Below are 11,900 nucleotides of genomic sequence, written 5' to 3'. Positions count from 1 at the left end.
AACGCGTGCGCCTCAGATCTTACATTTCGGCTGCTGCATCGCCGTCGTCATCGCTCTCCGGTCCACCGTTCTCCAGGAACTTGTCAGCGATCAGGCCGGCATTCTGCCGCAGAGCCATCTCGATCTCGCGCAGAAGATCGGGATTGTCACGCAAGAAAAGTTTCGCGTTCTCCCGCCCCTGGCCGAGCCGCTGGCTGTTATAGGAAAACCAGGCGCCGGACTTCTCGACGATGCCGGCCTTGACGCCGAGATCGATAAGCTCGCCGGTCTTGGAAACGCCCTCGCCATACATGATGTCGAATTCCACCTGCTTGAAGGGGGGCGCCATCTTGTTCTTGACGACCTTGACGCGAGTCTGGTTGCCGACGACTTCCTCGCGCTCCTTGACCGAGCCGATGCGGCGGATATCGAGGCGCACCGATGCATAAAACTTCAGCGCGTTGCCGCCCGTCGTCGTTTCCGGCGAACCGAACATGACGCCGATCTTCATGCGGATCTGGTTGATGAAGATCACCATGCAGTTGGACTTGGAGATCGAAGCGGTCAGCTTGCGCAACGCCTGGCTCATCAGGCGGGCCTGCATGCCCGGCAGGCTGTCGCCCATTTCGCCTTCGATTTCAGCGCGCGGCACGAGGGCAGCGACGGAGTCGACGACGAGGACGTCGATGGCGCCGGAACGGACCAGCGTGTCGGTGATTTCGAGCGCCTGCTCACCGGTGTCCGGCTGCGAGATCAGGAGGTTTTCGAGATCGACGCCAAGCTTGCGCGCATAGACCGGATCGAGCGCATGTTCGGCGTCGACGAAGGCGCAGATGCCACCCTTCTTCTGCGCTTCCGCAATAGTCTGCAGCGCCAGCGTCGTCTTGCCAGAGCTTTCTGGACCATAGATTTCAACGATGCGCCCCTTCGGCAGGCCGCCGATGCCGAGCGCGATATCGAGGCCGAGCGAACCGGTCGAAATAGTTTCGATCTCGATTACGCTGTCCTTCGCGCCGAGCTTCATGATCGATCCCTTGCCGAACGAACGTTCGATCTGGGAAAGAGCCGCTTCAAGTGCCTTGCTTTTATCCACCGATTTGTCCTCTACGAGCCGCAAAGAGTTTTGTGCCATTTGGTCCCACCTTTAGGTTATTGGAGCTATCGAGGCAATGAAGCCGCCGCAGGAGTTTTTGTACATGTTTTGTTCCGCTTTGGCAACAGAGTGGCAACCAATTGAATTGTAATGGTTATTTTCATTGCGTTCGATTCTTGTTCACGGGCATTGTACCACATTTCCACAGGCCATGCCGGACCGCGGCCAGGTTTGGCGATACCAGCGCGATTCGCGACCGTGCCGCGGCTGTGATTTCGGATTGAAGCAATCCAAAGAGGAGCTTTTATGAAACAACGGGAAATCGCCGTATTCGGCGGCGCCCACATCGATCGTCGCGGCCGCATCAGCGGCGTCACCGCTCCCGGCGCGAGCAATCCCGGCTCGTGGTTCGAGGAAGCGGGCGGAGGCGGCTTCAACGCGGCGAGAAACCTTGCGCGCCTCGGTCACAGCGTACGAATGATCAGCCCGCGCGGCGGCGACGCCGCAGGCGAGATGGTGGCGGCTGCCGCGGCCGCGGCTGGTGTGATCGATTGCCCGTTCACCTTTCTCGACCGGAAAACGCCGAGCTATACGGCGATCCTTGAAAACGACGGCAACCTCGTCATCGCGCTTGCCGACATGGAGCTCTACCAGTTGTTTTCGCCTCGCCGGCTGCAGCAGCGCGCGATACGCGAAATATTGTCTGCCAGCGATCTGGTGCTGATGGATGCGAACCTGCCCGAGGAGACACTCTCCACGCTGGTCAGTGTGGCGTCCAGGGACGATCGAATTGTTGCCGCCATCGCCGTGTCACCGGCAAAGGTGATGCGGCTCAGGAAATGCCTCGGCGGGCTCAGTTTCCTGTTCATGAACGAGGCGGAAGCGCGTGCCCTGACCGGGATGGACGCACCAGAGGCTGCGAACTGGCCATCGCTGTTGCGAGCGGCCGGTCTTACTGGTGGCGTCGTAACGCGCGGCGGCAGCGCCGCTGTCGCCTTCGATCGCAGCGAGGCCTGCCTCGTCGTTCCGCCTGCCCTGCCCGCGCTTGCAGACGTCACGGGCGCCGGCGACGCATTGGCCTCGGGGTTCCTCACGGCGCGGCTTTCGGGTTTCGATCTTGCCGGTTGCCTGCGCTACGGGATTGCCGCCGCGGGGATAACGCTCCGCTCGCCTTTTGCCGTTTCGCAGGACATGTCTGCGAGCAATCTCGAACAGGCGGTGGCTCTTGTGCCGGCGCCGCAAATGCTGTCATGAGAACTGACGTCGAACGCCGGCGGGACGAAAATGCGCGCAGCTTCCTTCCGCATCTCGCTTCGAACCTTTTTGGAAACGATCTCGATGATCCTTGGTTGATTTAAGCCCAACATGATCGCGATTTAAGGATAGATCCATGACAAAACCCTCCTCCCCGTCCCTGCCGATGGAATATTCCGATGAAGTCGCGGCCGCCAGGGCGCGTGGCGCGCCGATCGTCGCGCTCGAATCGACGATCATCACCCATGGCATGCCCTATCCCGGCAACCTCAACATGGCCCGCAGCGTCGAAGCGATCATCCGTGAACAGGGCGCCGTGCCCGCAACAATTGCGGTCATTCACGGCGTCCTTCACATTGGCCTCGACGACGCGAAGCTGGAGGCACTTTCAAAAACGGAAGGCGCCATGAAGCTCTCGCGCGCCGATCTTGCCTTCGCCATCGCCGAACGGCGCACGGGCGCCACGACCGTGGCAGCGACGATGATCGCCGCGGCGCGCGCCGGCATCAGCGTCTTTGCCACCGGCGGGATCGGCGGCGTTCACCGCGGCGCGGAGCAGAGCTTCGATATTTCCGCCGATCTCGACGAACTCGCCCGCACCGGCGTCATCGTTGTCTGCGCCGGCGCCAAGGCCATTCTAGACATCCCGAAGACGCTCGAGGTGCTGGAGACACGCGGCGTTCCGGTTGTCACCTATGACAGCGAAACCTTCCCGGCCTTCTGGTCGCGCGATTCCGGCATCAAGAGTCCGCTGATGCTGAACAGCCCCGCCGCGATCGCCAATTTCCAGAAGATGCGCGACTTGCTCGGCATCGACGGCGGCATGCTTGTTGCCAATCCGGTTCCCGAAGAGAGTGAAATTCCGCGCGAGGAGATGGAAATCTACATCACCCGTGCCCTCGACAATGCCGCGAGCGACGAGATCGTCGGCAAGGCCGTCACGCCTTATCTGCTCGACAACCTTTTCCACATGACCGACGGCCGCAGCCTCGAAACCAATATCGCGCTCGTGGAAAACAATGCCCGTCTTGCCGCCGAAATCGCCGTTGCACTGACGGCGAAGTAGGTGAAGCAACTTTGCTGGATCATTTCACTGAAACAGTGAAATGATCTAACTCTTTGAAATTACGCAATTCCGGACGGCTTTTCCTGGAATTGCTTTAACAAGAGGCCCGGCGCTGGACCGGGCCTTTTCATGCGCCGGGTATCAGCGCCGCTCAAGAATCCAGCATCTCGCGAACGGCGACAGCCAGTTGTTTCAGCGAGAATGGCTTCGGCAGGAAACCGAACTTTGCATCGGCCGGGAGGTTGCGCGCAAAAGCGTCTTCCGCGTAACCCGACACGAAGATGAATTTCAAGTCCGGGTACTTCTTGCGCAGTTCGCGCAGCAGCGTCGGCCCGTCCATCTCCGGCATCACGACGTCCGATACGACGATGTCGACCGCGCCGTTGAGTTCCTCCATGATGTCGAGCGCTTCAACGCCCGATCCGGCCTCGTGAACGGTGTAACCGCGCGTCTCGAGCATGCGCTTGCCGCCGCGGCGCACCGCTTCCTCGTCCTCGACCAGGAGCACGACAGCGGAATCGCCAGTGAGGTCTGCAGGCTCCGATTCCGCCTTGGGCGCGGGCGCCACGACCAAGTTGCTGGCCGCCGGCATCGCAACTTCGGTTGCCGACGACGCTTCGGCTGCGACTTCCTCGACATGGCGTGGCAGCAGAATGCGGAAGGTGGTGCCCTTCCCGACTTCCGACTCCGGATAGATATAGCCGCCCGACTGCTTGACGATGCCATAGACCATCGAAAGACCGAGGCCGGTGCCCTTGCCGACTTCCTTCGTCGTGAAGAAGGGCTCGAAGATCTTGTCCATGATCTCCTGCGGAATGCCGGTGCCCTGGTCGGCGACCTCGACCATGACGAAGTCGTCCTCCGGCAGTTCCCGTCGTCCGAGCGCCGCCACCTCGCTTGCCGGCAGATTTCGCGTCCGCAGCGTGATCGTTCCGCCTTCGGGCATGGCATCCCGCGCATTGACGGCAAGATTGAGCAGGACCTGCTCGAACTGGCCGAGATCGGTCTTCACCGGCCAGAGGTCTCGGCCGTAGTCGACCTCGACCTTGACATTGGTGCCGGTCATCCGGTCGACGAGCATTCGCAGATCGCCGATGACGTCGGTGAGATTGAGCACGGTCGGGCGCATCGTCTGCTTGCGCGAGAAGGCGAGCAGTTGTCGCACGAGCACGGCGGCACGATTGGCGTTGCGCTTGATTTCCATCAGATCGGCGAAGGTTGCATCCGCGGGCCGCGCCGAAAGCAGGAGGTGGTCGGAGGAAAGCAGGATCGCGGTCAGCACATTGTTGAAATCGTGGGCGATGCCGCCTGCGAGCGTCCCTACCGCATTCATCTTCTGCGTCTGCGCCATCTGGGTCTCGAGCGCCTTCTGCTCGGTGATCTCCAGCGCATAGATGATCGCCGCCTCCTCCGGTGCCTGATCGCTCTGGTCGATCACGGCGTTGACGTAGAAGCGGAAATGTCGTGCCTCGTCGCTCGGATGCAAGGCGTCGATCGGCGCGATATCGCCCTGCCGGTCCTTTGCCGCCGCAAGCGCGTCCTGAAGGCGGTTTCTTTCGGACTTGTGCACGACCGTTTCGATCAATGCGCCGCGCTCGACGTCGTCCTGCGAAACAAGACCTGCAAACAGCTTCAGGAACGGAGCATTCGTCCGCAGGATCCGCCCGTCGCCGTCGACCGAAGCGATCGCCATCGGCGTGTTGTTGAAGAAGCGCGTGAAGCGCATGGCGGCGTTCGAGGCCGACTGATCGCCATCATCGTCTTCACGCGACATGACTATCGTCCGGCTTTCGCCGGGCGCACCGTCACGGGTCGACGAGACACGGTGGATGAGGCGTACCGGCAGGCTCTGGCCGTTGGTTTTGCGCAGGTCGAGATCAAGAACTTTCGTCTTCTTGAGGCCCGGCTCGGCCTGGACCGACTGGACGAGCGCGAGACCTTCGCCCGCGACCACATCGGCAATGCTGACCGATCCCGGTTGAAACTTGGTGAGGTCGATGCCGAGCCAATCGGCGAGGGTCGCGTTGATATAGAAGATCTCGCCCTTGCGTCCGGCCGAGAAGAAGCCTGCCGGGGCGTGATCGAGATAGTCGATCGCGTTCTGCAGTTCCTTGAAGAAACGCTCCTGGTCGTCTCGTTCGGCCGTGATGTCGGCGATCTGCCAGAGATAGAGCGGGTTTCTGTCGCTGTCCTCCAAGGGCAGGACGCGAGCCTTGAGGCGGAACCAGTGGGCGCCGGAGGCGACCGACGCGCCGTTTGCGAGCGGCTTCAGCAACCGGAATTCCTCGTGTCCCTTCTTGCCTTCGTGGAGGCCGTTGGTGAGGCGATAAATTGCTTCGGTCGCTTCGCGGTTCCTGGAGAGAATAGTCTCGAGCGACTGGACGCCGGCGGCACTCTTGGCGCCGGTCAGCGCGCCATAGGCGGCATTGGCATAGATGATGCGTCCCCTGCGATCGGTGACGATCGTGCCATCTTCGTGAGCGTCGAGAAAGGCACGCGCGAGCTCGTCGGGACGCGTCTGCGGCATGACTTCGATGAAACCGATCACCGACGAGACCAGGAAGAATATGCCGACCATCGCCAGCACGCCGAGGATGCCAAGGACGATTTCGTTCTCGAGCTGGTTCTTGAAGACGACGAAGGCGGCTGCCGACGCGGTGAGCACGATCGCCAGCAGGATGATCCGCAAGACCGTGCCCGGCCGGACGCCGCGGTCAACAACCGGCATCTGGTAGTCACCTGACTGCCGCAATTTCGTCATCGGTCCTCACCTGCCGCTGCGGCCGCGCGCGACCACCCCTGCCATCATACACAGCGCCGTGCCCCTTGTTCAGGCGCGCTAGGCTCGCTGCAATCCCTTGAGTTGCTGCATAATCTATCCTTAAATCGATCCCGGCTTAAGGAATCATGCAGTAGCCGGTGTCCGACCAACGCTTCGCGAAATCCGCAAGTGCCTTTCCCGCGTTGGATCATCGAACTGGAATCACCTTTAACAATCAGAGATAACAGCAAAAAGCGTCTCTGCGGAAGCATCCCGGTCAATTCACAGGGAATGTCGGGCGCAAGCTTGTACCGGCCCGAAAAAAGCCGTCAAATATTGACATGCGGGGGAGGCAGAAGGAGTTCAGCCTATGATCGAAACCATTGTCGGGGACAACGGCAGCCGATTCATCATCGCCGCCGCGGCCGTTGCCGTCGGGCTCTTGTGCCTTGTAGCCGTGCTCTGGATCATGCGCCACAGACCCTCCTCCCCCTTTGTGCGCGGCGGCAAGAACAGACAGCCGAGACTGGCCGTCCTCGACGCCGCTGCGGTCGACGCGCGCCGCCGCCTCGTGCTTGTTCGCCGCGATGACGTCGAACATCTCGTTATGATCGGTGGCCCGACGGACATCGTCATCGAAAGTCGAATTGCGCCGGACGACACCGCACCGGCAGAGACCGGCGCCGCCGAACAAAAGGTCGCCGAGGCGCCCAAGGCCGCGCCGCGACCCGAGCCGAGGCCCGCACCTGCGCCGGCGCCGGTTCCGGCGGAAGCTACAGCCGCCGCCGAGGAGCGGCCTGCCGCGCGCATGGAAGAGCGGGCGCAGGCAGCGGCTCCCCGCGTGGAGCCGGCGCCGCCGATCCGCCTTGCCGCGGAGCAAAGACCCGCGGCGGCGCAACCACTCCAGCAACAGCCGCCAGCCAGGGTTTCGCCGCCCGTGTCCGCGATTCCCACCGTTTCCGCCATTGAACGTGCGGAAGATATTTTCGACGTCGCCCGCGAGCGGGTGTTGCCGGTGGCGCCGCGGCGCGAGCAGGCGCCAATGCAACAGGGCTCGATGCACGCGGCCTCCGCGCCGGCCGCGCAGACACACCCGATGCCGATTCAACCGGCCGCGTCGGACAGGGTTTCGGATTTCGAGCGGATTCTCGATGCGGAGATCAGCGGCGATCTCCAACGGCTGGCGCCCTCCGTTGGGCCCCAGGCGGAGAGCCGGCCAATTGCGGGCGGCCGCCAGGAACCGTTGCTCGGTGGTACACCGGACAATATCCGCAAGGAGCCGACGATCGAAGAGGAAATGAATCGCATGCTCGCCGACATTTCCGCCGGGCGGAAGCCCTGAGCGCGGCAGAAGGATGATCATGGATTGCCAGAAGGCACGTTGGCCCAAGCAACCCAATAACGAAAAACGGCGCGGTTAACCGCGCCGTTTTTTCAGATCAGGAAAACCTGTATCCGTTATTCGTCCCGATAGACCTTCTCGCGACGTTCGTGACGCTCCTGCGCCTCGATCGAGAGGGTTGCAATCGGCCGGGCGTCCAGACGCTTCAAACCGATCGGTTCGCCCGTTTCCTCGCAGTAACCGTAGGTTCCTTCGTCAAGCCGCTGCAATGCAGCATCGATCTTGGCGATCAGTTTCCGTTGCCGGTCCCGGGCGCGCAATTCGATGGCCCGGTCTGTTTCGGAAGAAGCTCGGTCCGCGAGATCCGGATGGTTGGCGCTCTCCTCTGCCAAGTGGTCCAGTGTCTCGCGGGCCTCGCGAAGGATATCATTTTTCCAGGCATTCAACTTTGCACGAAAATACGCCCGGTGGTTGGCATTCATAAATTCCTCGTCCTCGGAGAGAACAAAGGTACTAAGATCGATCTTCTCACTCAACGCGATTCTCCTGAAGAACATCTCATTGCGGCGGTGTATAGACCTATGGAAGCTCCGATTCAAGCCTTGTGCCAGACACTCAACCGCATTTTAGCAATGCTTGCATTTCAGGCTAACTGACGAATATTTCATCAAAATTACACACGAAGTCTTGATCGCCGATTGCGGTCGGCCGGTTTACCTGCAAACCGCCGGCCGACGCCGGCAGCATTTCAGATTGCGACATCTGGTGTGCCTTGAGCGTCAATTCAAGAAGCCTGGGTTCCGCGGAAAACGTATGCCGACGGCTTGATCTTTGCTGCGGCAGCGGGACAAGGTACCCATCCTGCCGGACTCGCGACTGGATCCGGCCTATAGCGCTGCGCGTCTGATCAGACGCGCAGCGCTATAGGGCTTTGAATTGCTGCATGTTCTTAACTTCAGATCGGCTGTGATTTAAGGGAACAGACAGTAGACAGATGACTCCAACCTTCGGGCGACTTGAGCGCCCCCCGGACGATACATGCAAGACAGCGTCGCCCCGGCATTTCGCCTCTTCCTACTCCGCCACGCCCGTTCGGGCTGGGCGCTGCCAGGTCAGCGGGATTTCGACCGCACGCTTGACGATACCGGCTATGCCGAGGCGGAACTGATCGCCCAGAGTGCTGCCGACCATGGCATTCGACCGGACCTGATCCTGTGCTCGACCGCGGTCCGTTGTCGCCAGACCGCCGAACCGTTCCGTCGCACGCTCGGAGAAGACATAGATCTTCGTTACATCGATGCGCTCTATACGGGATCGATGAACGTCTACGCCGAGCTTCTCGAAGCAAATTCCAGCCTGGCCTCACTGATGCTCATCGGTCACAATCCGATGATCGAGGAGTTGTTTCGTCGACTCATCGGCAATGAAGCTGCCGATAGGGTTCTCGCGGACGGCTATCCTCCGGCCGCGTTGGCAGTCATCGACTTTTCGGCACCCCCGAGCGCCGGCGCCAGATGGTTGGCAAGACTTTCGACGCTGTTGCTATCCGTGCCGGAGGAGACGGGAAAATCGTAACGAAATCCTGCCTGCCAACCGAAAGTCCTGCTATGTCGTTGCAGTGGCGGAAAGATTTCCTATATCGCACCACGGCCAAAGCATGTGCGCGGCGTCTTTAATGGCTGCAGGTAAGCAGACGATTCTCATATCGACGAAATCAATCCCGAGGAACGGACAGACTTGGCGCCCATTTTGAGCAGCTTCAAAGATGATGCCCTGATTGCGCTGGACAATCTTGCCGATCGCGCATCCGGGCTCGTCAATCCCGCCGTCCGGCTCGGAGTCACCGGCCTGTCGCGTGCCGGCAAGACCGTTTTCATTTCCTCGCTCGTCCATAATTTGCTGAATGGCGGCCGCCTGCCGGTGTTCGAACCCATTCGATCCGGGCGGGTCTCGAAGGTCCGGCTTGAGCCGCAACCCGACGATGCGGTGCCGCGCTTCCAATACGAGGATCATATCGCCGCCCTCGTGAGAGATCGGGTCTGGCCGGATTCGACGAGGGCGATTTCGCAGCTGCGCGTCACGCTCGACTATGAAAGCGCCAGCGGCTGGAACCGGATGTTTTCGGCCGGGCGGCTGTCGATAGACATCGTCGACTATCCGGGGGAATGGTTGCTCGACCTGCCCCTGCTTGCGCAGGATTTTCGGCAGTTCAGCGAGAGCACGGTGCGGCGCGCGCACACCGGCACACGCGCAGGCCTTTCGCGCGAATGGCTGGCGCTTGCATCAGTGAGCGGCGCGACTGCCGCGGCGGACGAGGGCAGCGCCCGGCGGCTTGCCGAAAGCTTCACCGCCTATCTCCAAGCCTGCAAGGCCGACCACCGATCCCTCTCGACGCTGCCGCCCGGCCGCTTCTTGATGCCCGGAGACCTCGAGGGTTCGCCGGCGCTGACCTTCTCGCCGCTTCCGGACCTGCCTGAGGGCCGCGCGCCGAAAGGATCGCTCTGGGCGATGATGGAGCGCCGGTACGAGGCCTACAAGACCCACGTCGTAAGCCCTTTCTTCCGCGAGCACTTCGCCCGTCTCGACCGCCAGATCGTGCTTGTCGACGCCTTGCAGGCGATCAACCGCGGGCAGGAAGCGCTGAGTGATCTGGAACAGGCACTCGCCGACGTGCTCGCCTGCTTCCGGCCCGGCACCAATTCCTGGCTTTCGTCCCTGTTCACACGCCGCATAGATCGGGTCCTGATCGCCGCGACCAAGGCCGACCACCTGCACCACGAGAGCCACGACCGGCTCGAACGCATTACCGCCCGGCTCGTCAGCCGCGCGGCTGAACGGATCGGCATGAGCGGCGCAGGTCTTGAAGTGATGGCGCTTGCATCCGTCCGCGCGACGCGCGAGGCGACGGTGAACCACGACGGCCACACGCTTCCGGTGATCGTCGGCACCCCCATTGCCGGCGAGCGGATAAATGGCGAAGTATTCGACGGAGAAAGAAAGACAGCGATATTTCCCGGTGATTTACCGGAAGATCCTGAAGTTCTTTTTGAGCCAGCGGACGGGCATAAGGCCTCGAAACCCGCGGAAGCGGAGCGCGCGATGCCTGAGCTGAACTTCGTGCGCTTCCGCCCACCGCATCTGGAAGAGACGCGCGGCGGATTGAAACTCTCGGTACCACATATCCGGCTTGACCGTGCAATGCAGTTCCTGCTCGGAGATCGCCTGGCATGAGCGACGATTTCAAAAACCGTGGGCGCAAGCCGGCCGCCTTCACCGTCGAGCCCGACGAGCAGACCGAACGCAAGGAGCGACAACAACAACGACGCGCGCCGGCAAGCTTCAGCGAGCAGGTCGTCATGACGCCTGATGCCGAAGACCCGTTCATCGAGACAACTGCGGCGATCGAAGCGCTCAACCTGCCGGAAGCAAGCCCGCGTCGTGGTCGGCTTTCCTTCGGCAAGGTGGCGGTGGGCGCACTGGGGATACTGCTTTCGCTTGCCTTGGGATTGTGGGTCGATAGCCTGGTTCGCGACCTCTTTTCCCGCGCCGATTGGCTTGGCTACGGCGCGATTGCCGTCGTCGCGATCGGCGCCCTCGCCTTCCTGGTCGTCATCGTGCGCGAGCTCTTCGGCATGATGCAGCTGACGGCGATACAGCAATTGAAAATAGACGTCGGTGAAGCTGCGGCCAGCAGCAAGACCGCGCGCGCCGCAACCGCGAGGCTCGTCCATCTGCTGGCCGCCAATCCGCGCACGGCAAAAGGCCGGGCGCGCCTCGCGGAAACCGAGGGCGAGATCATCGACGGCCCTCATCTTCTCGAATTGACCGAGCGGGAATTGCTGACGCCGCTTGACCGCGAAGCGCGCCGGATGATCCTGGCCGCCTCGAAGCGCGTGTCGATCGTGACAGCCGTAAGTCCGCGCGCGCTCGTCGATCTCGGTTATGTTCTTTACGAATCGGCCCGGATGATCCGTGCGATGGCGGAGCTCTACGGCGGTCGCCCGGGCACGCTCGGCATGCTGCGGCTCATGCGCGACGTCATTGCGCATCTTGCCGTCACCGGCTCGATTGCTGCCGGCGACAGCCTCATCCAACAGGTTCTCGGCCACGGCCTTGCATCCAAACTCTCCGCCCGTCTTGGCGAAGGGGTCATCAACGGGCTGATGACCGCGCGCATCGGGATAGCAGCGATGGATCTGTGCCGTCCCATGCCGTTCCGTGCGCTGAAGCGACCGGGGATCGGGGACTTCCTCTCCGATCTCGCGCCCGGTGCGTTGCGTTCGGCAGATCGGCCCGAGAGCTGATCGGCGTTAACCTCCTAGTGGCCTGTGCACGCGTGGGCGCTGGATCACTTCATTGTTTCATGGGAACAGTGAAACCTAACTCTTTGAAACCACGCAATTCC

9 protein-coding genes are annotated in these 11,900 nt (G+C 61.7%); 6 read left to right on the top strand and 3 right to left on the bottom strand.

Annotated features, from left to right (window positions below):
• Window positions 1-19: 19 nt before the first annotated feature.
• On the bottom strand, window positions 20-1,111 hold the full coding sequence (gene recA, locus PZN02_RS16530) for a recombinase RecA (RefSeq protein WP_280659040.1): 1,092 nt from the start codon (window positions 1,109-1,111) through the stop codon (window positions 20-22).
• A 267-nt stretch (window positions 1,112-1,378) separates the two neighbouring features.
• Between recA and PZN02_RS16525 the strand changes: the two genes are divergently transcribed.
• Both PZN02_RS16525 and PZN02_RS16520 read left to right on the top strand, forming a co-directional pair.
• Window positions 1,379-2,326: a carbohydrate kinase family protein gene (locus PZN02_RS16525; RefSeq protein ID WP_280659039.1), complete on the top strand. Its 948-nt coding sequence runs from the start codon at window positions 1,379-1,381 to the stop codon at window positions 2,324-2,326.
• A gap of 136 nt (window positions 2,327-2,462) precedes the next feature.
• Window positions 2,463-3,392 carry a pseudouridine-5'-phosphate glycosidase gene (locus tag PZN02_RS16520; RefSeq protein ID WP_280659038.1) on the top strand — a complete coding sequence of 310 codons (930 nt, stop codon included), beginning with the start codon at window positions 2,463-2,465 and terminating at the stop codon, window positions 3,390-3,392.
• Window positions 3,393-3,543: 151 nt separating this feature from the next.
• On the opposite strand, the gene cckA is transcribed toward PZN02_RS16520, so the two are convergent.
• Entirely contained in the window at window positions 3,544-6,153 is a 2,610-nt protein-coding gene (gene cckA / locus PZN02_RS16515) for a cell cycle histidine kinase CckA (RefSeq protein ID WP_280659037.1), read from the bottom strand.
• Between the two features lie 370 nt (window positions 6,154-6,523).
• Between cckA and PZN02_RS16510 the strand changes: the two genes are divergently transcribed.
• Window positions 6,524-7,495 carry a flagellar biosynthetic protein FliO gene (locus tag PZN02_RS16510; RefSeq protein ID WP_280659036.1) on the top strand — a complete coding sequence of 324 codons (972 nt, stop codon included), beginning with the start codon at window positions 6,524-6,526 and terminating at the stop codon, window positions 7,493-7,495.
• A 116-nt stretch (window positions 7,496-7,611) separates the two neighbouring features.
• Here the strand turns inward: PZN02_RS16510 and dksA are convergent, their stop codons facing one another.
• Entirely contained in the window at window positions 7,612-8,031 is a 420-nt protein-coding gene (dksA, locus tag PZN02_RS16505; RefSeq protein WP_136505565.1) for an RNA polymerase-binding protein DksA, read from the bottom strand.
• A gap of 502 nt (window positions 8,032-8,533) precedes the next feature.
• Between dksA and PZN02_RS16500 the strand changes: the two genes are divergently transcribed.
• From PZN02_RS16500 to PZN02_RS16490, 3 genes are all read left to right on the top strand, one after another.
• Complete coding sequence (locus PZN02_RS16500) at window positions 8,534-9,070, top strand: SixA phosphatase family protein (protein WP_280659035.1); 537 nt, start codon at window positions 8,534-8,536, stop codon at window positions 9,068-9,070.
• A 162-nt stretch (window positions 9,071-9,232) separates the two neighbouring features.
• Window positions 9,233-10,726: a YcjX family GTP-binding protein gene (locus PZN02_RS16495; protein ID WP_280659034.1), complete on the top strand. Its 1,494-nt coding sequence runs from the start codon at window positions 9,233-9,235 to the stop codon at window positions 10,724-10,726.
• Window positions 10,723-11,799, top strand: a complete 1,077-nt coding sequence (locus PZN02_RS16490; RefSeq protein WP_280659033.1) for a YcjF family protein — start codon at window positions 10,723-10,725, stop codon at window positions 11,797-11,799. The genes PZN02_RS16495 and PZN02_RS16490 overlap by 4 nt, the downstream gene beginning before the upstream one ends.
• Window positions 11,800-11,900: the final 101 nt, after the last annotated feature.

Source organism: Sinorhizobium garamanticum (assembly GCF_029892065.1).
Taxonomy (GTDB): Bacteria; Pseudomonadota; Alphaproteobacteria; order Rhizobiales; family Rhizobiaceae; genus Sinorhizobium; species Sinorhizobium garamanticum.
The sequence above is the reverse complement of the archived record's forward strand: the minus strand, read 5'-3'. Positions and strand labels throughout refer to the sequence as shown.

Coding starts and splice junctions, on each gene's coding strand:
- recA (WP_280659040.1), bottom strand. CDS start 1,111: ATGGCACAAAACTCTTTGCGGCTCGTAGAGGACAAATCGGTGGATAAA.
- PZN02_RS16525 (WP_280659039.1), top strand. CDS start 1,379: ATGAAACAACGGGAAATCGCCGTATTCGGCGGCGCCCACATCGATCGT.
- PZN02_RS16520 (WP_280659038.1), top strand. CDS start 2,463: ATGACAAAACCCTCCTCCCCGTCCCTGCCGATGGAATATTCCGATGAA.
- cckA (WP_280659037.1), bottom strand. CDS start 6,153: ATGACGAAATTGCGGCAGTCAGGTGACTACCAGATGCCGGTTGTTGAC.
- PZN02_RS16510 (WP_280659036.1), top strand. CDS start 6,524: ATGATCGAAACCATTGTCGGGGACAACGGCAGCCGATTCATCATCGCC.
- PZN02_RS16500 (WP_280659035.1), top strand. CDS start 8,534: ATGCAAGACAGCGTCGCCCCGGCATTTCGCCTCTTCCTACTCCGCCAC.
- PZN02_RS16490 (WP_280659033.1), top strand. CDS start 10,723: ATGAGCGACGATTTCAAAAACCGTGGGCGCAAGCCGGCCGCCTTCACC.